Source organism: Streptomyces sp. NBC_01439 (assembly GCF_036227605.1).
In the GTDB taxonomy this organism is placed as follows: domain Bacteria; phylum Actinomycetota; class Actinomycetes; order Streptomycetales; family Streptomycetaceae; genus Streptomyces.
Genome location: NZ_CP109487.1, coordinates 7,505,203 through 7,525,306, shown reverse-complemented (window position 1 = coordinate 7,525,306; position 20,104 = coordinate 7,505,203). Strand labels below are relative to the sequence as shown.

Annotated in this window: 21 protein-coding genes; 3 read left to right on the top strand and 18 right to left on the bottom strand. The window is 70.8% G+C overall.

Going from position 1 to position 20,104, the window contains the following annotated elements; all coding sequences use genetic code 11:
- Window position 1: 1 nt before the first annotated feature.
- Together OG207_RS34330 and pyrR are read right to left on the bottom strand one after the other, a co-directional pair.
- Window positions 2–997, bottom strand: coding sequence for an aspartate carbamoyltransferase catalytic subunit (locus tag OG207_RS34330; protein ID WP_329104028.1), 996 nt, complete (start codon window positions 995–997; stop codon window positions 2–4).
- Between the two features lie 112 nt (window positions 998–1,109).
- Entirely contained in the window at window positions 1,110–1,685 is a 576-nt protein-coding gene (gene pyrR / locus OG207_RS34325; protein WP_329104026.1) for a bifunctional pyr operon transcriptional regulator/uracil phosphoribosyltransferase PyrR, read from the bottom strand.
- A gap of 287 nt (window positions 1,686–1,972) precedes the next feature.
- Here pyrR and bldD point away from each other — a divergent pair, with 287 nt between their 5' ends.
- A complete protein-coding gene (gene bldD / locus OG207_RS34320; protein WP_030008755.1) occupies window positions 1,973–2,473 on the top strand; it encodes a transcriptional regulator BldD in 501 nt (166 codons plus the stop codon).
- A 183-nt stretch (window positions 2,474–2,656) separates the two neighbouring features.
- Here bldD and nusB read toward each other — a convergent pair whose 3' ends face one another.
- From nusB to OG207_RS34245, 15 genes are all read right to left on the bottom strand, one after another.
- On the bottom strand, window positions 2,657–3,091 hold the full coding sequence (gene nusB, locus OG207_RS34315; protein ID WP_030008756.1) for a transcription antitermination factor NusB: 435 nt from the start codon (window positions 3,089–3,091) through the stop codon (window positions 2,657–2,659).
- 3 nt (window positions 3,092–3,094) lie between these two features.
- Window positions 3,095–3,661: an elongation factor P gene (gene efp, locus OG207_RS34310; RefSeq protein ID WP_030008757.1), complete on the bottom strand. Its 567-nt coding sequence runs from the start codon at window positions 3,659–3,661 to the stop codon at window positions 3,095–3,097.
- 59 nt (window positions 3,662–3,720) lie between these two features.
- Complete coding sequence (locus OG207_RS34305) at window positions 3,721–4,827, bottom strand: aminopeptidase P family protein (protein WP_329104023.1); 1,107 nt, start codon at window positions 4,825–4,827, stop codon at window positions 3,721–3,723.
- 105 nt (window positions 4,828–4,932) lie between these two features.
- Entirely contained in the window at window positions 4,933–5,751 is an 819-nt protein-coding gene (locus OG207_RS34300; RefSeq protein ID WP_329104021.1) for an AAA family ATPase, read from the bottom strand.
- Between the two features lie 92 nt (window positions 5,752–5,843).
- Window positions 5,844–6,284: a type II 3-dehydroquinate dehydratase gene (gene aroQ / locus OG207_RS34295; protein ID WP_329104019.1), complete on the bottom strand. Its 441-nt coding sequence runs from the start codon at window positions 6,282–6,284 to the stop codon at window positions 5,844–5,846.
- A complete protein-coding gene (aroB, locus tag OG207_RS34290) occupies window positions 6,281–7,372 on the bottom strand; it encodes a 3-dehydroquinate synthase (RefSeq protein ID WP_301372379.1) in 1,092 nt (363 codons plus the stop codon). Before aroB ends, aroQ begins: the two co-directional genes overlap by 4 nt.
- Window positions 7,369–7,887, bottom strand: a complete 519-nt coding sequence (locus tag OG207_RS34285; protein WP_329104015.1) for a shikimate kinase — start codon at window positions 7,885–7,887, stop codon at window positions 7,369–7,371. Before OG207_RS34285 ends, aroB begins: the two co-directional genes overlap by 4 nt.
- Window positions 7,884–9,068 carry a chorismate synthase gene (gene aroC, locus OG207_RS34280; protein WP_329104012.1) on the bottom strand — a complete coding sequence of 395 codons (1,185 nt, stop codon included), beginning with the start codon at window positions 9,066–9,068 and terminating at the stop codon, window positions 7,884–7,886. Before aroC ends, OG207_RS34285 begins: the two co-directional genes overlap by 4 nt.
- Window positions 9,069–9,200: 132 nt before the next feature.
- Window positions 9,201–9,392, bottom strand: coding sequence for a hypothetical protein (locus tag OG207_RS34275; RefSeq protein WP_329104010.1), 192 nt, complete (start codon window positions 9,390–9,392; stop codon window positions 9,201–9,203).
- A 31-nt stretch (window positions 9,393–9,423) separates the two neighbouring features.
- Window positions 9,424–10,248: a shikimate dehydrogenase gene (locus OG207_RS34270; protein WP_329104008.1), complete on the bottom strand. Its 825-nt coding sequence runs from the start codon at window positions 10,246–10,248 to the stop codon at window positions 9,424–9,426.
- 6 nt (window positions 10,249–10,254) lie between these two features.
- Entirely contained in the window at window positions 10,255–12,000 is a 1,746-nt protein-coding gene (gene mltG / locus OG207_RS34265) for an endolytic transglycosylase MltG (RefSeq protein ID WP_329104006.1), read from the bottom strand.
- A 128-nt stretch (window positions 12,001–12,128) separates the two neighbouring features.
- The gene (gene ruvX, locus OG207_RS34260; RefSeq protein ID WP_150256582.1) at window positions 12,129–12,599 is read right to left on the bottom strand and encodes a Holliday junction resolvase RuvX; all 471 of its coding nucleotides are present in this window, start codon (window positions 12,597–12,599) and stop codon (window positions 12,129–12,131) included.
- 2 nt (window positions 12,600–12,601) lie between these two features.
- On the bottom strand, window positions 12,602–15,271 hold the full coding sequence (alaS, locus tag OG207_RS34255; protein ID WP_329104004.1) for an alanine--tRNA ligase: 2,670 nt from the start codon (window positions 15,269–15,271) through the stop codon (window positions 12,602–12,604).
- Window positions 15,271–15,615 (bottom strand): DUF6167 family protein, encoded by a 345-nt coding sequence (locus tag OG207_RS34250; protein WP_329104002.1) that lies wholly within the window; start codon window positions 15,613–15,615, stop codon window positions 15,271–15,273. The genes alaS and OG207_RS34250 overlap by 1 nt, the downstream gene beginning before the upstream one ends.
- Before the next feature lie 8 nt (window positions 15,616–15,623).
- The gene (locus OG207_RS34245) at window positions 15,624–16,067 is read right to left on the bottom strand and encodes a DUF948 domain-containing protein (protein ID WP_329104000.1); all 444 of its coding nucleotides are present in this window, start codon (window positions 16,065–16,067) and stop codon (window positions 15,624–15,626) included.
- A gap of 147 nt (window positions 16,068–16,214) precedes the next feature.
- On the opposite strand from OG207_RS34245, the gene OG207_RS34240 reads away from it, so the two are divergent.
- Window positions 16,215–18,389: an ATP-binding protein gene (locus OG207_RS34240; protein ID WP_329103999.1), complete on the top strand. Its 2,175-nt coding sequence runs from the start codon at window positions 16,215–16,217 to the stop codon at window positions 18,387–18,389.
- An 89-nt stretch (window positions 18,390–18,478) separates the two neighbouring features.
- Here the strand turns inward: OG207_RS34240 and rpsD are convergent, their stop codons facing one another.
- The gene (gene rpsD, locus OG207_RS34235; RefSeq protein WP_008740451.1) at window positions 18,479–19,090 is read right to left on the bottom strand and encodes a 30S ribosomal protein S4; all 612 of its coding nucleotides are present in this window, start codon (window positions 19,088–19,090) and stop codon (window positions 18,479–18,481) included.
- Window positions 19,091–19,412: 322 nt separating this feature from the next.
- On the opposite strand from rpsD, the gene OG207_RS34230 reads away from it, so the two are divergent.
- On the top strand, window positions 19,413–20,054 hold the full coding sequence (locus OG207_RS34230; protein ID WP_443072787.1) for a DUF2470 domain-containing protein: 642 nt from the start codon (window positions 19,413–19,415) through the stop codon (window positions 20,052–20,054).
- The last annotated feature ends 50 nt before the right edge of the window (window positions 20,055–20,104 follow it).

Below are 20,104 nucleotides of genomic sequence, written 5' to 3'. Positions count from 1 at the left end.
ATTACTTGCTCTCCTCGGTACGGGCGGGGGCGGCGGGGGTGGTCGTGACGGCGGGCTGGGAGCCTCCGAGCAACAGGTACAGGACGGCCATCCGGGTGGAGACGCCGTTGGCGACCTGCTCGACGGCCGTGCAGCGGTCGGAGTCGGCGACCTGGGCGGTGATCTCCATGCCGCGGTTCATTGGGCCGGGGTGCATCACGATGGCGTGCTCGGGCATCTTCGCCATGCGGTCGCCGTCGAGCCCGTACCGGCGGGAGTACTCGCGCTCGGTCGGGAAGAAGGCGGCGTTCATGCGTTCGCGCTGCACACGCAGCATCATCACCGCATCGGACTTCGGCAGCACCTCGTCGAGGTTGTACGAGACCTCGCAGGGCCAGGTCTCCACGCCGATCGGGACGAGGGTGGGCGGGGCCACCAGGGTGACCTCGGCGCCGAGGGTGTGCAGCAGGTGGACGTTGGAGCGGGCCACGCGGCTGTGCAGGACGTCGCCGACGATGGTGATCCGGCGGCCGTTCAGGTCCTTGCCGAGGCCGGCGTCGCGGCCGACCAGGCGGCGGCGCATGGTGAAGGCGTCCAGCAGGGCCTGGGTGGGGTGCTCGTGGGTGCCGTCGCCGGCGTTGACGACGGCGGAGTCGATCCAGCCGGAGGTCGCGAGCCGGTAGGGGGCGCCGGAGGCGTGGTGGCGGATGACGACCGCGTCGGCGCCCATGGCCTCCAGGGTGAGGGCGGTGTCCTTCAGGGATTCGCCCTTGGAAACGGACGAACCCTTCGCGGAGAAGTTGATGACGTCGGCTGAGAGCCGCTTGGCGGCCGCCTCGAAGGAGATCCGGGTGCGGGTGGAGTCCTCGAAGAAGAGGTTGACGACGGTGAGGCCGCGCAAGGTGGGCAGCTTCTTGATCGGCCGGTCCGCGACACGGGCCATCTCCTCGGCGGTGTCGAGGATCAGGACGGCGTCGTCGCGCGTGAGGTCGGCGGCCGAGATGAGGTGGCGCTTCATCTGGATGGCTCCGTAGGTCTGGAGGGCAGGCGGACTGACGGGCGGAGGTGCGAGCGGTCAGGGCAGGGCAGGCCTCGGCGCGGGCCCGGTCGGGGCCCGTCACTCGAACGGTCTACTGGCCTGCTGCCTGGGCGGTCCGCTGGCCGAGCAGCACGGCGTCACGGCCGTCCTCCTCCTGGAGCTGGACCTTGACGGTCTCCCGCAGCGACGTGGGGAGGTTCTTGCCGACGTAGTCGGCGCGGATCGGCAGTTCGCGGTGGCCCCTGTCGACGAGGACCGCGAGCTGCACGGCGCGGGGGCGGCCGAGGTCGCCGAGGGCGTCGAGGGCGGCGCGGATGGTGCGTCCGGAGAAGAGCACGTCGTCGACGAGGACGACGAGGCGGCCGTCGAGGTCGTCGCCGGGGATCTCGGTGCGGCCGATCGCGCGGGCGGGCTTCATCCGCAGGTCGTCGCGGTACATGGTGATGTCGAGGGAGCCGACCGGGATCTTCGTACTGGTGATCTCTTCGAGCTTGGCGGCCAGCCGGCGGGCGAGGAAGACGCCGCGGGTGGGGATGCCGAGGAGCACCACGTCGTCGGCGCCCTTGGCGCGTTCGACGATCTCGTGGGCAATGCGGGTCAGGACCCGCGCGATGTCCTGCGCTTCGAGTACGGGACGCATGGAATCGGCGTTCTGCTGGGTGTCCATGAAAAGGACCTCCTTCTCCGCCTCACGGGACGGACCTTAAAGGACGTCTGATGTACGTCTCACACGGTACCAGGGAGAGGCCGGTGGCTCGGACCCGGCCGGTACGGAATGGCTCTCACAGGGCTGCTGGAACGGACCCCCAGGGGGGCGACGAAGACCATTCGGCTTGACGCATCCAAGTAACGCTGCGTAACCTCACAGTGAGTTACCAGCCGCGCGGCGGAGCCGCACGTAGTTACGTAGTCGCAGTGTCCACCAGTCACAGCGTCACAGCGTCCGGGAGCGTTATGTCCAGCGAATACGCCAAACAGCTCGGGGCCAAGCTCCGCGCCATCCGCACCCAGCAGGGCCTTTCCCTCCACGGTGTCGAGGAGAAGTCCCAGGGTCGGTGGAAGGCCGTGGTGGTCGGTTCTTACGAGCGCGGGGACCGCGCCGTGACCGTCCAGCGTCTTGCCGAGCTGGCGGACTTCTACGGGGTTCCGGTGCAGGAACTGCTTCCGGGTACGACTCCCGGCGGGGCTGCCGAGCCGCCGCCGAAGCTGCGTCTCGACCTGGAGCGCCTGGCGGGCGTCCCCGCCGAGAAGGCCGGTCCGCTCCAGCGTTACGCGGCGACCATCCAGAGCCAGCGCGGCGACTACAACGGCAAGGTGCTGTCGATCCGCCAGGACGACCTGCGCACCCTGGCCGTGATCTACGACCAGTCCCCCTCGGTCCTGACCGAGCAGCTGATCAGCTGGGGCGTGCTGGACGCGGACGCCCGTCGCGCGGTGGCGCACGAGGAGCTCTGAGTCTCGGGCTCGGGACCAGCAGAAACGTTTACCGGTGGGCGCCGGACCCTTGCGGGGGTCCGGCGCCCACCGGTTTTTTCGTCCTGCATCCCGCCCCGCACACGGAGCCCCGCGTACGGAAGGGCCCGCAACGCGTGCGTTGCGGGCCCTTCCGTACGGCGGTGCCGGTGCCGGTCCGTGCGGTCAGCTCTCGCTGCGCCGCAGGCTCGGCTTCAGGTCCTTGAAGCGGGCCAGCAGCCCGTTCACGAACGAGGGGGACTCGTCCGTCGAAAACTCCTTGGCCAGCTGGACGGCCTCGTCGATGGCCACGGCGTCCGGGGTGTCGTCCACCCAGATCAGCTCGTAGGCACCGAGCCGCAGGATGTTCCGGTCGGCGACCGGCATGCGGTCGAGGTCCCAGTCCACGGCGTAGGTGATGATCAGATCGTCGATGCGGTTCACCTTGTCGGCGTAACCCTCGACGAGATCCATCGTGAAGGCGCTGACCGGCGGCTGCCGGTCGTCCGACCGCGCGTGGCGGATCCAGTCCGCGAGGACCTCGCGTACGGGCACCCCGCGCTGGTCGGCCTCGAAAAGGATCTGGAAGGCGCGCTTGCGCGCATTGCTCCGAGCAGCCACGGGTTAGTTGCTCTTCCGGCCGAGGTAGTCGCTGGTGCGGGTGTCGACCTTGACCGTCTCGCCGGTGGTGACGAAGAGCGGGACCTGGATCTCGTAGCCGGTCTCCAGGGTGGCGGGCTTGGTGCCACCGGTGGAGCGGTCGCCCTGGACGCCCGGGTCGGTGTGCTCGATCTTGAGCTCGACCGCGGCCGGGAGCTCGACGTAGAGCACCTCGCCCTCGTGCTGGGCGACAGAGGCGGTGAAGCCCTCGATCAGGAAGTTGGCGGCGTCGCCGACAGCCTTCTTGTCCACCATCAGCTGGTCGAAGGTGGTCATGTCCATGAAGACGAAGTACTCGCCGTCCATGTAAGAGAACTGCATGTCACGGCGGTCGATGGTGGCCGTCTCGACCTTCGTGCCGGCGTTGAACGTCTTGTCGACGACCTTGCCGGAGAGCACGTGCTTGAGCTTGGTGCGCACGAAGGCCGGGCCCTTGCCGGGCTTGACGTGCTGGAACTCGACGACGGACCAGAGCTGGTCACCGTCGAGCTTGAGCACCATGCCGTTCTTGAGGTCGTTCGTGGAAGCCACGGTTGCGGAATCTCCTGCACTGGAAGACCACGGGTGCGCGCACAGCCCGGCAGAGCCGGCTAGAGCGCGAGCAGCTCCTTGGTCGTAATGGTGAGTAGCTCGGGACCGCCGTCCGCCTCGGGGCGCACGACGAGCGTGTCATCGATCCGGACACCTCCCCGGCCCGGGAGGTGAACCCCCGGTTCGACGGTGACCGGCACGCAAGCGTCCAGTTTACCCATTGCCGTAGGTGCAAGCTGCGGGTCCTCGTCGATTTCGAGGCCCACGCCGTGTCCGGTCCACGGAGCGAGGGCTTCCGAGTGGCCTGCGGAGTCCAGGACGGAGCGTGCGGCATGGTCCACGTCCCGGTACGCGGCCCCGGGCAGCAGGGCCTCGCGCCCGGCCCGCTGGGCGGTGAAGACGAGGTCGTACAGCTCGATCTGCCAGTCTGCCGGACTGGTGCCGATCACGAAGGTCCGCCCGATCTCGCAACGGTAGCCGCGGTAGTTGGCGCCCAGACAGACCGTGAGGAAGTCACCCTCCTCCACCCTGCGGTCGGAGGGCCGGTGCCGGGAGCGGCCGGAGTGCGGGCCGGTGCCGACGGAGGTCGGGAAGGCGGGGCCGTCCGCCCCGTGGTCGACGAGCCGCCGCTCCAGTTCCAGGGCGAGGTGCCGCTCGGTGCGCCCGACGAGGATCGACTCCAGCAGCTCCCCGAGGGCCTGGTCGGCGATCTCGGCGGCGATCCGCAGGCAGGCGATCTCCTCCTCGTCCTTGACGAGGCGCTGCTGCTCCACGGCCGTACCGAGGTCCGCGAGGCGCAGTTTGGGCGCGACGGAGCGCAGGGCCCGGTGGCGGCCGACGGTGAGGTGGTGTTCCTCCACCGCGAGCGAGTCGGCCCGCAGGGAGGCGGCCAGATCGGCGGCCGCGACGGCCGGGTCACCACCGGGGCTGCCCAGGACGGTCACGTCCAGGTGCTCATCGAGGCGGCCCTCGTCCGCCTCGCCGGTGGGTGCGCCGGCGCAGAACAGCATGTCCTCGGTGGGGCCGACGAGCAGCACCGCATCGAGCGGGGACGCCCCGGAGAGGTAGCGGACGTTCGCCGGACGCGTGATCAGTGCGGCGGCGCTCCCCGCGGCGACACATCGGTCGCGAAGCAGGTCCCGGCGGGCGGCGTACACGTCTGACATGTCTTCGAGCGTACGAGCGCCCCGCCGATCCGGCCCGGCGAGCGCGTCCGGACGGGCCCGGGCCCGGCCGGACCGCGAGAGGCGCCCGGAGGCGACGCCCCCCGGCTACCCGGGCCGGCCGCCGGGGGCCGAGAGGGCCCGGGCCAGGGCCTCGTCGAGGGCGCGTGCGGTGCCTTCGATGTCCAGGTGGGAGTTGTCGATGATCGGCAGTCCGGAGCCGTACCAGCCGGCCATCCTGCCGTGGATCCGCGCGACTTCCTCGTCGGAGAGCCGGCGGTTGCCGGAACGGGCCGCGTTGCGCTCCAGGACGATCTCCAAGCCGGGCAGCAGCACGACCGGCAGCAGCGTGGGGCCCACGTGCCGCTTCCAGCCGCCCAGCCCGACCACGGGCCGGTCCGGGAAGACGGCGTCGTCCAGGATGCAGGAGATGCCGTTCGCCAGGTAGTTGCGGGCGGCGAAGCCGCAGGTGCGGCGGGCGAGCCGGTACTGGGCCTCGGAGTGTTCGTTCCAGCCCGCCTGGGGGTCCGCGAAGCCGGAGCACACCCACTCGCGGACGTCGTCCAGGCTGACGTGGGCGGTCGGCACGGGCCGGGTGCTGGCCCAGTGCCGGGCGACGGTGGTCTTACCGGCGCCGGCCGGGCCGATCAGCAGGACGGCGAGGACCGCCCCGCCGGTGCCCGGCACTGCGGGAGGCAACGGGATGTGCCCGGTGGCCTCCGGAACGGCGGGCACCGGCTGCGACTGATGGTGCTGATGATGCTGGTGGGGTGGCTGATGAGGCTGGTGGGGCGGCTGGGGCGGAGACTGCGGCGGGGGCGAACCCGGCCAGCCCTGCGCCGGGGGTATCGGCGGCTGCGGGGGCGCCGACGGACGCGGTCCCGGCTGCCCCCAGCCCGCGCCCCCGCCCCCCACTCCGTGCTGCATCCGCTGCCACTCCGTCTCGTTCCGGCGACTGATGCGAGAACGTTATATGACTGCCGGGGTCCGGCCGTCCACCAGCACCGTCAGGCAGGGTGTCAGGCGGAGATCTCGTCCGCCAGTGCGCGCAGCGCCAGCCGGTACGAACCGATGCCGAAGCCCGCCACCGTACCGGTCGCCACGGCCGCGATGACCGAGGTGTGCCGGAACTCCTCGCGGGCGTACGGGTTCGAGATGTGCACCTCGATCAGCGGCGCCGTGCGCTGCGCGGCCGCGTCCCGCATGGCGTACGAGTAGTGGGTGAAGGCCCCCGGGTTGATGACCACGGGGATCTTTCCGTCCGCCGCCTCGTGCAGCCAGCGGATCAACTCGCCCTCGTCGTTGGTCTCGCGGACCTCGACGTCGAAGCCGAGCTCCTCGCCCAGCGAGCGGCAGCTCTCCACCAAACCCGCGTACGAGGTGGCCCCGTACACATCGGGCTCGCGCGAGCCGAGCCGGCCCAGGTTCGGGCCGTTCAGCACGAGGACGGGGCGGCTCACGCCGACACCTCGCCGTAGGCGGCGACCAGGTGCGCCGGGTCGGGGCCCTCCAGGACGGTCGGCTTGGCCAGCCCGTCCAGGACGATGAAGCGCAGCAGGTTGCCGCGGGACTTCTTGTCGACCTGCATGGTCTGGAGCAGCTTGGACCACTGGTCGCCGCGATAGGTCAGCGGCAGCCCGACCGAGGCGAGGACCGCCTTGTGCCGGTCGGCCGTCGCGTCGTCGAGGCGGCCCGCGAGCCGGCCGAGCTCGGCGGCGAAGACCATGCCGACGGACACGGCCGCGCCGTGCCGCCACTTGTAGCGCTCGTTCTTCTCGATGGCGTGCGCGAGGGTGTGGCCGTAGTTGAGGATCTCGCGCAGCCCCGACTCCTTGAGGTCGCTGGAGACCACGTCGGCCTTGACCTGGATGGAGCGCACGATGAGCTCGGCGGTGTGCGGGCCCTCGGGCGTACGCGCCGCCGCCGGGTCCTCCTCGATCAGGTCGAGGATCACCGGGTCGGAGATGAAGCCGGCCTTGATGATCTCTGCGAGGCCGCTGACGTAGTCGTTGACCGGCAGCGAGTCCAGTGCCGCCAGGTCGCAGAGCACACCGGCCGGCGGGTGGAAGGCGCCCACCAGGTTCTTGCCCTCGGCGGTGTTGATGCCGGTCTTGCCGCCGACCGCAGCGTCCACCATCGCGAGGACGGTGGTCGGTACGGCGACCCAGCGCACGCCGCGCAGCCAGCTGGCCGCGACGAAGCCCGCGAGGTCGGTGGTGGCTCCCCCGCCGACACCGACGATCACGTCGGTGCGGGTGAAGCCGGACTGGCCCAGGGCCTTCCAACAGTAGGCCGCGACCTCGATCGTCTTGGCCTCCTCGGCGTTCGGCACCTGGATGGCGACCGCCTCGTAGCCCTGCTCGGCCAGGTCGTCGCGCAGCGCCTCTCCGGTCGAGGCCAGCGCCTCGGGGTGGATCACGGCGACCCGCTGGGCCTTCGTACCGATCAGGGAGCCGAGCTCGCCGAGCAGCTGCCGCCCGACCAACACGTCGTACGCGTCGTGTCCGGCGCTCTCGCCGACGTGGATCCGCGTCACCTGGTCTGTCATACGTCCTTCAACTCCAGAGCGTCGAGGACCGCCTGGGCGACCTCTTCGGGGGTGCGGTCGTCGGTGGCCACCACGACGCGCGCGACTTCGGTGTACAGGGGGCGCCGGGCGTCCATCAGCTCGCGCCACTGGCGGCGCGGGTTGACGGCGAGCAGCGGGCGGGCGGCGCCGAGGCCCACGCGCCGCACGGCTTCCTCGACGTCCATCGACAGATAGGCGACGGGCAGGCCGGCCAGCAGCGCGCGGGTGCCCTCGTCGAGGACGGCGCCGCCGCCGAGGGCGAGGACTCCGGTGTGCCCGGCGACGGCGGCGGAGACCGCCTGCCGCTCCAGCTCACGGAAGTACGGCTCGCCCTCGTCGACGAAGATGTCGGAGATCTCCCGGCCCTGGGCCAGGACGATGTCGGCGTCGGTGTCCCGGTAGGGGACGCCGAGCCGCTCGGCGAGCAGCGCCCCCACCGTGGACTTGCCGGACCCCATGGGCCCGACGAGGACGACGAGCGGTCCGGCCGTCACCGGATCTGCAGGTTGTCGAGGTAGGACCGGACGTTGCGACGGGTCTCGGGGACCGAGTCGCCGCCGAACTTCTCGACGACGGCGTCGGCCAGCACGAGGGCGACCATCGCCTCGGCGACGATGCCGGCGGCAGGCACGGCGCACACGTCGGAGCGCTGGTGGTGGGCCACGGCCGCCTCTCCCGTGGCCACGTCGACGGTCGCCAGCGCGCGCGGAACGGTCGCGATGGGCTTCATCGCGGCGCGTACGCGCAGCAGTTCGCCGGTGGTCAGTCCGCCCTCGGTGCCGCCGGAGCGGCCGGAGGTGCGCTTGATGCCCTCGGGCGTGGAGACGATCTCGTCGTGCGCCTTGGAGCCGGGCACGCGGGCGAGCTCGAAGCCGTCGCCGACCTCGACGCCCTTGATGGCCTGGATGCCCATGAGGGCGGCGGCGAGGCGCGCGTCGAGCCGGCGGTCCCAGTGGACGTGCGAACCGAGGCCGACCGGAACGCCGTAGGCCAGCACCTCGACGACACCGCCGAGGGTGTCGCCGTCCTTGTGGGCCTGGTCGATCTCCGCGACCATCGCCTTCGACGCGTCGGCGTCCAGGCAGCGCACCGGGTCGGCGTCGAGCTTGTCGACGTCGGCGGGGGTCGGGTAGACGCCGTAGGGGGCCTTGGCCGCGGCCAGTTCCACCACGTGCGAGACGATCTCGATGCCCGCGACCTCCTTGATGAAGGAACGGGCGACGGCGCCGAGGGCGACGCGGGCGGCGGTCTCACGGGCGCTGGCGCGCTCCAGGATCGGCCTGGCCTCGTCGAAGCCGTACTTCTGCATGCCCGCGAGGTCGGCGTGGCCGGGGCGCGGACGGGTCAGCGGCGCGTTGCGGCCGGTCTCCTTCAGCAGCGAGGGGTCGACCGGGTCGGCCGACATGACCGTCTCCCACTTGGGCCACTCGGTGTTGCCGATCATGACCGCGACCGGGCCGCCCTGGGACAGCCCGTGGCGGACGCCGCCGAGGAAGGTGATCTCGTCCTGCTCGAACTTCATGCGGGCACCGCGGCCATAGCCGAGCCGGCGCCGGGCCAGGTGATCGGCCACCAGCTCGGTGGTGACCGGGACGCCGGCGGGAAGGCCCTCCAGCGTCGCGACCAGTGCCGGTCCGTGCGACTCTCCTGCGGTCAGCCAACGCAACCTGCTCAACGATGCTCCTCATGCTCGCGCCTGGTACAGCGACGGCGCGATCGGGTGCGCGGCCCGGACCCGCCTCACCCGATCCTCCCACGTCCGGAGGGGTTTCTCGGGCCCCGGTCCAGCTATCGGACGCCTGAGGCGTCAGCGGGCCCGCCGGCCGCGCTCGCGCTGCCAGGTGATCCCGTACCAGAGGACGACGGAAGCGAAGAGTCCGAGGATGAGCGCCTTGGCCCACAGGGGCAGGGTGCCGAACGCCACTCTGATCATGCTGAAGACGACGAAGGGGAGGTCCCACTTCGACGCGAGTACCTGGTCCGTGCTGTTCCCGTCCATGCCGCCCCCTGTGAATATGCAGGCGGAAAGCCTAACGGGCGGCGAGCGCCCGCTCTCCGGCGGCCCTCATGGCGGCGAGCGGCCCCGGGGTGCGGCCCGTCATCCGCTCGACCTGGAGCACGGCCTGGTGGACGAGGAGGTCGAGTCCGCCGAGGACCTGGCCGCCCTGCCGCGACCAGGCCGCGGCCAGCGCGGTGGGCCAGGGGTCGTAGAGGACGTCGAAGAGGGTGCCCGCCCCTTCGGGTACGGACGCCGCCAGGGCGTCGGTCGTACCGGCCGGAGTGGTGGCGATCACCAGGGGCGCGGACAGCGCCTCGGCCGCCGCGGACCAGTCGGCCGTGCGGACGGGCACGCCGAGCCGCTCGCCCCACTGCCGCATCTCGTCCGCCCGGGCCGCCGAGCGGACGTACGCCGTGACCTCCCCGGAGCAGATCCGCGCGAGCGCGGCGAGCGCCGAGGAAGCCGTTGCGCCGGCGCCGAGGACGGCCGCGGAGGACACCTTCTCGACGCCGCGCTCGTGGAGCGCGGCGACGATGCCGGGGATGTCGGTGTTGTCGCCGAGGCGCCGGCCGTCCTCGGTGAGGACGACGGTGTTGACCGTCTCGACGGAGGCGGCCGTGTCACTGATGCCGTCGAGCAGCGGGATGATCGCCCGCTTGAGCGGCATGGTCAGGGAGAGCCCGGCCCACTCGGGGCCGAGTCCTGCCACGAACTCCGGGAGCGCGGCCTCGTCGATCTCGAAGCGGTCGTACGACCAGTCGTCGAGGCCGAGCTCCTGATAAGCGGCGCGGTGCAGCACTGGTGAGAGGGAGTGCTCGATGGGCGAACCCAACACCGCGGCCCTTATGCGTGACATGTCCTGCTATCCGCCGTTCTTCTGCTTCTGCCGTTCCTGGAACTCGTTGGCCAGCTTGGTGTGCTCTTCGTAGGTCTTGGTGAAGGTCGTGGTCTTGCCGTCGACCGACACGAAGAACATCCAGCCACCGTGGTCCGGGTTGAGCGTAGCGGTCAGCGCGTCCAGGCCCGGATTGTCGATCGGCCCGGTGGGCAGTCCCCTGACGAAGTGCGTGTTGTAGGGGTGGTCGAAGGCCTGGGCTTCCTTCAGGTTGAAGTTGATCTCGCTCTGGTTCTTGACGTAGTTGTACGTCGAGTCGAACTGGAGCTTCTGGTTCGTGACGTCGTTGGTCTTCTTGAGGCGGTTGTAGACCACCTCGGCCATCTTCCGGAAGTCGTCGTGGTTCTTGCCCTCGGCGTTGACGAGGCTGGCGACCGTGACCACCTGGAGCGGATTCTCCAGGCCCAGCTCCTTGGCCTTGCCCTCGAGGCCCAGCTCCGTGTACTTGTCGGTCGCGTTCTTGACCATCTGCTTGAGCAGGGAGTCGGGGGTGCTCTCCTTGCTGAGGTCGTAGCGCGCCGGATACAGGAAGCCCTCGAGCGGGTCGATCAGCTTCGGGTTGTTGTTCGCCCAGGCGGGCAGGCCGAGGTTCTTGATCTCGCGCTTGGCGATCTCGGCGGTGGTGCCCTCCTGCTGGCCCAGCTTCTTGTCGATCGCCGCGTACACCGCACTGTTGCGCATGCCTTCGGTGACCGTGATCACGTTCAGCTTCGAGGGGTCGCTCATCACCTCGACCGCGGACGCGGCCGACATCTCCTTCCGGAGCGGGTAGACACCGGCCTGGATGGCCTTGCCCGGAGGGAGCTTGGACGCGGCGTCGACGAACGCCTGCCCGCTGGCGACGACGCCCGCCTTCTTGAGGATCAGGCCCATCTGCATGAGGCCCGAGCCCTTGGGGATCTCGACCTCGACGATCTCGCCGCTGCCCTCGCCCGCGAAGTCCTCGGCCGAGCTGAACCTGGCCTTGATGTAGTTGTAGCCGTAGTAGCCGCCACCGCCGACCACGCCGAGGATGACGACTGCGGCGACCAGGCAGGCCGTGCCGCTGCGCTTCTTGGGCTTGTCGCCCTTGGAGCGGCCGCCCCGGCGGCCGTCGCCGTCGTCGTCCCCCTCCCCGTCGTCGCCGTCACGGCCTCCACCAGCGGTGAGCAGGTCGCTCTCCGGCTCCTCCGCGGGCTCCGGCTCCTCGACGGGCTCCGGCTCCAGGTGACGCCGACCCGGGGGCTGTGGCGGCGCGTAGGCGTCTTCCGTGCTGTAGAGGTCGGGGGCCTCACCCGGGTAGCCCGCTGCGGGCTGCTGGGTGTAAGGGTCCACGCCCGCGTACGGGCCGCTCTGCACGGCCGCCGCGTACTGGCCCTGGCCGGTGTCCCAGCCCTGGTTGTCGTAGGCCGGCTGCTGCGGCTGCTGCTGCGGGGCGTAGGCCTGCTGCTGCCCGGTGTACTGCTGCTGCTGCGCGTACTGGCCCTGCAGGTACTGCTGCGGCTGCTGCTGTGCCTGCTGCGGGTACTGCTGCTGCTGGTACTCCGGGTACTGCTGGTGCTGGGGGTACTGCTGCTGGTACTGCGGCTCCTGTGGGTATTCCTGCTGCTGCGGGGCACCACCGTAAGGCACCTGGCCCTGCTGGGTCTGGTGCCCGGTCCACCCCTGGTCCCCGTAAAGGGGGTCCTCAGGGTGCCAGGGTTCGGGGCCACGGCCCCGGCCATAGTCAGTCATCGGTCCCCTAGAGCCGCGAGACGGAGGCCACGGACTCCATCATCCGTGGCAACCGGTTCCGCCTCTTTGACGGTGATCGACGGCTGTTCGAATGCCGTCTCATCGCGCGGAACGTTACCGTATCGCGATCAGACAACCACTTCGACGCACTCGCCAGGCGGATTACCCGATACCCGTTCGGTCTCAAGAGCGTTCTGAAGGATCACCACAGCGGCTGCCTGATCGATGACCGACCGGCCCTTCTTCGCGTTCTTCCCGGAGGCCCGAAGACCCTGGGCGGCGGTGACCGTGGTCATCCGCTCGTCCACCAGACGGACCGTCACCGGCTTGATGCCCTTGGCGAGTTCGTTCGCGAAGGCGCGCACCTTGGCCGCGGCCGGCCCCTCCCGCCCGCTGAGCGAGCGGGGAAGGCCGACCACGACTTCGAGGGGCTCGTACTCCTCGACGAGCTGCCGCAGCCGCCGGTGGGCGAAGGGGATGTCCCGGCCCGGAACGGTTTCCACCGGTGTGGCCAACACCCCGTCGGGGTCGCACGAGGCGACCCCGATACGGGCGTCACCGACATCGATGGCGAGCCGGCGGCCGCGGCGCAGAGTCATCGTCAGACCGTCTCTACGACGAGGCGCTCGACGGCGCTGATGGCCTCCGGCACGGCGGCCGGGTTCTGGCCGCCGCCCTGCGCGACGTCCGGCTTGCCGCCACCGCCGCCACCGAGGGTCTTGGCGGCCGTACGGACCAGGTCGCCCGCCTTGAGGCCGCGCTCGCGTGCGGCCTCGTTGGTGGCGATGACGGTCAGCGGGCGGTCGTTCGCCACGGTGAACAGGGCCACGACGGCCGGACGGTCGCCCTGGATGCGGCTGCGGACGTCGAGGACCAGCTTGCGCAGGTCGTCGGCGCCGATGCCGTCCGCCACCTGGCCGACGACGAGGGCGACGCCCTTGATGTCCTGGGCGTTCTGGGCGAGCCCGGCGGCAGCCTGGAGGACCTTCTCCGCGCGGAACTTCTCGATCTCCTTCTCGGCGTCCTTCAGCTTGCCGAGCATGGAGGCGATCTTCTCCGGCAGCTCCTCCGGACGGCCCTTGACCAGCTCCTGGAGCTGGGCGACGACCGTGTGCTCCTTGGCGAGGAAGTTGTACGCGTCCACGCCTACGAGGGCCTCGACGCGGCGCACGCCGGAGCCGATGGAGGACTCGCCGAGCAGCTTCACCAGACCCAGCTGGGCGGTGTTGCCGACGTGCGTGCCGCCGCACAGCTCCTTGGAGAAGTCGCCGATGGTCACGACGCGCACGCGCTCGCCGTACTTCTCGCCGAACTCGGCGATGGCGCCCTGCTTCTTCGCCTCGTCGATGCTCATGATCTCGGCGGTGACGTCGAGCTCGCGCGAGAGCACGTCGTTGATCTTCTGCTCGACGTCGGTGAGGACCGAGCCGGGGACGGCGTTCGGAGAGCCGAAGTCGAAGCGGAAGCGGCCGGGGCTGTTCTCGGAGCCGGCCTGGGCGGCGGTGGGGCCGAGGGCGTCGCGCAGCGCCTGGTGGGTCAGGTGCGTGGCCGAGTGGGCGCGGGCGATGGCCCGGCGGCGCTTGACGTCGATGGCGGCGTAGGCGGAGGCGCCCACCGTCACCTCGCCGACCTGGACGGAGCCCTTGTGCACGGAGACGCCCGGGACCGGCTGCTGGACGTCGCGGATCTCGATGACGGCGCCCGTGTCGAGCTTGATCCGGCCCTGGTCGGCGAGCTGGCCGCCGCCCTCGGCGTAGAAGGGGGTGCGGTCGAGGACGACCTCGACCTCGTCGCCCTCGGAAGCGGCGGGCGCGGAGACGCCGTTAACCAGCAGGCCGACGATGGTCGACTCGCCCTGGTTGGTGGCGTAGCCGGTGAACTCGGTGGCGCCGGAGCCGTCCGCGATCTCGCGGTAGGCGGACATGTCCGCGTGGCCGGTCTTCTTGGCCTTGGCATCGGCCTTGGCGCGGTCGCGCTGCTCCTGCATCAGGCGGCGGAAGCCGGGCTCGTCCACGGTCAGGCCCTGCTCGGCGGCCATCTCCAGGGTGAGGTCGATCGGGAAGCCCCAGGTGTCGTGGAGCAGGAACGCCTTGTCGCCGGAGAGGACGGTGCCGCCGGTGGCCTTGGTCTCGGTCACGGCGGTGTCGAGGATGTTCGTGCCGCCCTTGACGGCCTTCAGGAAGGCGGCCTCTTCGGCGAGCGCGACGGTCTCGATGCGCTTGCGGTCGGTGACGAGCTCCGGGTACTGCTGGCCCATCGTGTTGATCACGACGTCGACCAGGTCCTGAACGACGGGACCGGTGGCGCCCATGAGGCGCATGTTACGGATGGCGCGACGCATGATGCGGCGCAGCACGTAGCCGCGGCCCTCGTTGCCGGGGGTGACGCCGTCGCCGATGAGCATGACGGAGGTGCGGATGTGGTCGGCGACCACGCGCATCGAGACGTCGGTGTTCTTGGCGGCGCCGTACTGCACGCCGGTCAGCTCGGTGGCCTTGTCCATGACGACGCGCAGGGTGTCGGTCTCGTACATGTTCTGCACGCCCTGCAGGATCATCGCGAGGCGCTCGAGACCCAGACCGGTGTCGATGTTCTTCGACGGCAGGTCGCCGAGGATCGGGAAGTCTTCCTTCCCGTCGCCGGCGCCGCGCTCGTACTGCATGAAGACCAGGTTCCAGATCTCCACGTAGCGCTCGTCGTTGACGGCCGGGCCGCCCTCGACGCCGAACTCCGGGCCGCGGTCGTAGTTGATCTCCGAGCACGGGCCGCAGGGGCCGGGGACGCCCATGGACCAGAAGTTGTCCTTCTTGCCTAGGCGCTGGATGCGCTCGGCGGGCACGCCGATCTTCTCGCGCCAGATCGTCTCGGCCTCGTCGTCGTCGAGGTAGACGGTGATCCAGAGCTTCTCGGGCTCGAGGCCGTAGCCGCCGTCCGCCACGGAGCTGGTGAGCAGCTCCCAGGCGTACTTGATGGCGCCTTCCTTGAAGTAGTCCCCGAAGGAGAAGTTGCCGCACATCTGGAAGAACGTGCCGTGGCGGGTCGTCTTGCCGACCTCTTCGATGTCCGGCGTACGGACGCACTTCTGCACACTGGTGGCGCGGGGGGCGGGGGGCTTGGTCTCGCCGAGGAAGTACGGCTTGAAGGGAACCATGCCCGCGTTGACCAGCAACAGAGTCGGGTCGTCCGCGATGAGCGACGCCGAAGGGACAACGGCGTGACCGCGCTCCTCGAAGAAGCTCAGCCAGCGGCGGCGAATCTCAGCCGACTCCATCAGTGGTCCTCATTCCGGTCGTACGACAACTTAGGTCGGTAGGTGGTCTTGCGGTTCTCGATGGCCCGCAGCCGCCGCGGCCCGGGGAGGGCCGTGACGTTGTCGGGTCGATCGGGGTCCTGGTGGAGCCCCAATGCGTCGTTCAGCTCGTCCTCGCGCTGCGTCATTCCCGCTTTGACGTCGAGGGCGAAGTCCTTGAGGCGGTGTCCCGCCTCCACGGCCTTGTCGGCCGCCTGGGCGGCGAGGCTCTCCGGCGTCAGCTTCTTCAGCTGGCGGTTGACCTTGGTGGTGGCCCACACGCCGGCGGCTGCGCCTGCGGTGAACCAGAAGGCTCGGCGGAACATCGGCGGTCTCAGCCCTTCTGCTTCCGGCGCCGGGCGGCCGGCACCGTACGTCCAACGATCACGGTTCGTCGGGATGTCTTCGGCGGCGTGCCTCCCGACGCCCCGGCGTCCCCCTTGCCCAGCGCCTTGCGGACGCCGTAGCCGAAGGCCGCGACCTTCACCAGCGGCCCGCCGAAGGCGGTGGCCACGGTGGAGGACAGTGCCGAGGCGTTGGAGGTGACCTCTTGCACGTCGCTCGCGATGGCGTCGACCCGGTCGAGCTGGGTGCGCGCGGAGCGGACGGTGGTGGAGGCGTCGGCGAGCAGCGGAACGGCCTGGTCGGTCACGTCGGCCACCAGCTTGGTGGCCGCCCTGAGCACCTGGGCCAGCCTCACCAGGGCCACGGCGAGGAAGGAGATCAGGATGGCCCAGAAGACGGCCACGATGATCCCGGCCACCTCTACACCGGACACGTCACACCGCTCTCTGTCTGTACCGGAACCGCAGGACTATTCGCCCTCCGACCCTATCGCGCCGGAGATCCTCGGCCGTACCGGAAATCCGTGAGGACCGGACCCGTCTTGAACGCAGCGCATCCGGACCAGTACCCTCCGTGTCCCATGGGACAGACACCCCTTCGAAGTACTGCCGGGGGCAATCTTCCCTCGGAGCTGGGCCGGTTCATCGGGCGGGGTGGCGAACTCGCCGAGGTGGGGCGGCTCCTGGAGCGCTCGCGGCTCGTGACGGTGACCGGCGTGGGCGGAGTGGGCAAGTCCCGGCTCGTGCTCGCTGCGGCCCGGGCCGCGGCCGAGGGACCGAAGGAACGCTACTGTGACGGCGTCCGGCTGGCCGAGCTGTCGACCGTACGGGATCCCGCACTGCTGGAGCTGGCCCTCGCCGAGGCCCTGGAGCTGACCGACCACACCACCCGGCCACCCCGGACGGTCCTGGCCGAGCACCTGGCCGGACGCCGGCTACTGCTGGTGTTGGACGGCTTCGAGCAGCTGGTCGACGAGTGCGCCGACCTGGTACGGGAGCTGCTGCGCCGCTGTCCCGGCCTGTGCGTCCTCGCGGCCGGCCGGCGGCCGCTGGCCCTGGACGGGGAGTCGGTCTTCCCCCTGGCCCCGCCGGCCGCCGAGGAGGCACTGGCCCTGCTGGCGGCGCGGGCGTCCGCGGCCGACCCGGCCTTTGCGGTGACCGCGGAGAACCGGGCCGCGCTGGTCGAGCTGTGCGCCCGCCTCGACGGGATCCCGCTGGCCCTGGAGCTCGCGGCGGGCCGGCTGCGGACGCTGTCCCCCGCGCAGGTGCTGGCCCGGCTGGAGGACCGCTTCGCGCTGTTGACGGGTGGTGCGCGCGGCGGGCTCGCCCGGCACCGGGCGCTGCGGACCGCGATCGGCTGGAGCCACGAGCTGTGCACGCCCGCGGAGCGGCTGCTGTGGGCGCGGCTGTCGGTGTTCGCGGGGCAGTTCGAACTCGACGCCGCCGAATACGTGTGTGCGGGTCCGGATCTGCCGGTGGAGACCGTGCTGGACCTGGTTGGGGAGCTGCTCGCCCAGTCGCTGCTGGTTCGGGAGGAGACGCCCGCCGGGGTGCGTTTCCGCATGCTGGAGACCGTACGGGTGTACGGGGCGGGGTGGCTGGAGTCGCTGGGCGACGCCGGACGCCTGCGGCGGCGCCACCGGGACTGGTACGTGGGGCTGGCGACGTGGTGCGAGCTGGACTGGTTCAGCCCGCGCCAGCAGGAGGTGGCCGCGCTGGTGGAGGCGGAGCTGCCGAACATCCGGCTCGCCCTGGAGTGCTGTCTGGACGAGCCGGACGAGACGCACCTGGGCCAGTACTTGGCGGGGACGCTGTGGTTCTACTGGGCGGGCTGCGGGCGCCTGACCGAGGGGCGGCAATGGCTGGACCGGACCCTGGAGCCGGCGGACCGGGCGGTGGAGTACGAGACCTCGCGGCTGAAGGCCCTGTGGGTGCTCGGCTACGTCGCGGCCCTCCAGGGGGACGCGGCGGCCTCGATGAGCGCCCTGTACGAGTGCCGGGACGGGGCGGCGCAGAGCGGGGACCAGGTCGCGGCGGCCTACGCGGTGCACCGGATGGGCTGCCTGGCGCTGGTATCGGACGACATGGCGCGGGCCCGGGAGCTGCTGGGCGCGGCGCTGGAGCAGTACCGGGCCGCCGGCGAGCTGAACAGCAACGTGTTGATGTGCCAGGTGGAGCTGGGGATGGCGCTGGCCTTCCTCGGTGACCTGCCGGGCGCGCTCGCGCTGTGCGGGGAGGTCCGGGAGATCTGCGAGGAGCGCGGGGAGCGCTGGACGAAGGCGTACGCCCTGTACGTCCTCGCGTACGCGGCCCTCGAAGCGGGGCGCACCCGGGAAGCTCGGCGGCTGCTGACCGAGTGCGTGACCATCAACCACGTCTTCCACGATCTGGTCGGGCTGGTGCTCGCGCTGGAGCTGCTCGCGCTGGTCACGGTCGCGGAGGGGGACGCGGCCGAGGCCGCGGTGCTCCAGGGTGCGGCGGAGCCGATGTGGGGCGGGGTGGGGTTGCAGCTGTTCGGCTCGGGGTACTTCAACGCCCCGCGGCTGATGTGCCGGGAGCGGGCGGGCGAGCTGCTGGGCGCCGAGCGCTACGCGGCGTACGAGGCCGAGGGCCGGGAGCTGAGCCGTGAGGCGCTGGTCGGGCGGGCGTTGCGCGATCCGGAGGAGCGCGGCGCCGGCGGAGTGCCGCGGCAGGCGGGGCGGCCGCGCGGCTCCCGCGTGTCGACGGGCACGGCGGCGGAGCAGCCGCAGCCCTGAGGCCGGGCCCGGAAACGGAGGAGGAACGGAAAACCCGCCGCCCCCCGGAGGGGACGGCGGGCTGACCAGCCAGTGAGACTAGGCCTGCATCAGCGGGCGTAGTACTCGACGACGAGCTGCTCGTCGCAGATGACCGGGATTTCCTTGCGGTTCGGGTCGCGGTCCAGGCGGAAGGCCAGGGCCTTCAGGTTGACCTGCAGGTAGCGCGGGGTCTCGCCCTCGCCTGCGTAGCCACCCTCACGGGCAACCTGGAACGGAACCTTCTCGCGGCTGCGCTCGCGCACGGTGATGACGTCGTCCGGACGGACACGGAACGACGGCTTGTCGACCTTGTCGCCGTTGACCTCGATGTGGCCGTGAACGACCATCTGGCGGGCCTGGTAGATGGTGCGGGCGATGCCCGAACGCAGGACCAGGGCGTCGAGGCGACGCTCGAGCTCGACGACCAGCGCCTCGCCCGTCTTGCCTTCGGCCTTCTTGGCGCGGTCGTACGCGCGGGCCATCTGACGCTCAGAGATGTCGTACTGAGCGCGCAGACGCTGCTTCTCCAGCAGACGGACCTTGTAGTCCGAGTTCTGCTTGCGGCCACGGCCGTGCTCGCCCGGCGGGTAGGGGCGGGCCTCAAAGTACTTGACGGCCTTCGGGGTCAGCGCAATGCCGAGGGCACGCGACTTCTTGACCTTGGGTCGCTTCTGGTTCACGGGGAACCTACCTCCATGTAAGTTAGGTGAGGCTTACCTTAGCGAGGAGGACGTAATGTCTCGACCACATGGGATCCCCCTGCCCAGTGCGCAACGCAGTTCGGATTCCAACGAAACAGAATCCGCTTGCGCCGACGATAAGCAAGGTCAGCCGCGTCCCAGGGAAGGCGTTCGGCAGCTCACCGGAGCCGAACGCGTACGAACCCTCGTAGAGTCCAACGCCTCAGTATCCCTCACGCTGATCGGTGCTCGTGACACTCACGATGCCGAGGAGTTCGGGACAGGGCTGCCGGTCGCGCGGACCGTCACCCCGGACGGGGACGTGATTCTCCTTGTTTCCGGGGAATCCACGGCTGCCAGGGCAGCCGCTCACGCCCAGGACGACGACCTCACCGCCGTGATCGAGATCACGGACGTGGCGCCGGTGTCCGTGCCCCATCGTATCCGAGGCCGCGCCTGGCTGGCCGGGTGGCTGACGCCGGTGCGCGGGGACGACCGCGCGGCCTGCGCGGCGCTGCTCGCGGAGCGGCAGCCGGTGGGCGAGCTGCTGGGCATGCGGGAGTCCCTCGACGCCCCCCACGCCGGACGCCCGGCCTGGATGATGCTGCGCCTGGAGGTCGGCGAGATCTCGGTGGACGACCTGTGGGGCGCCGAGCACGTCGACCCGGACGACCTGGCCGCCGCGGAGCCGGACCCGATGGTCGCGCACGAGTCGGAGCTGCTGCAGCACCTGCACTCCGCCCACGGCGACCGGCTCGGCGAGCTGGGCGGCCTGCTCGGTGCCCGCGAGGCCCGCGGGATGACCGCCGTCCCGCTCTCCCTGGACCGACTGGGGCTGCGGGTCCGCTTCACCGGCGGCCCGGCCGGCTCCTTCGACGCCCGCTTCGACTTCCCGGAGCCGGTCGCGGACATCTGCGGCCTGCGCCGGGCGATGCACTCCCTGTTCTCGGCCGCTTCGTACTAGAGACAGGTCGTTGGCGTACTCCAGCCGGCGCCGCGGGGTCCGGGCGTACG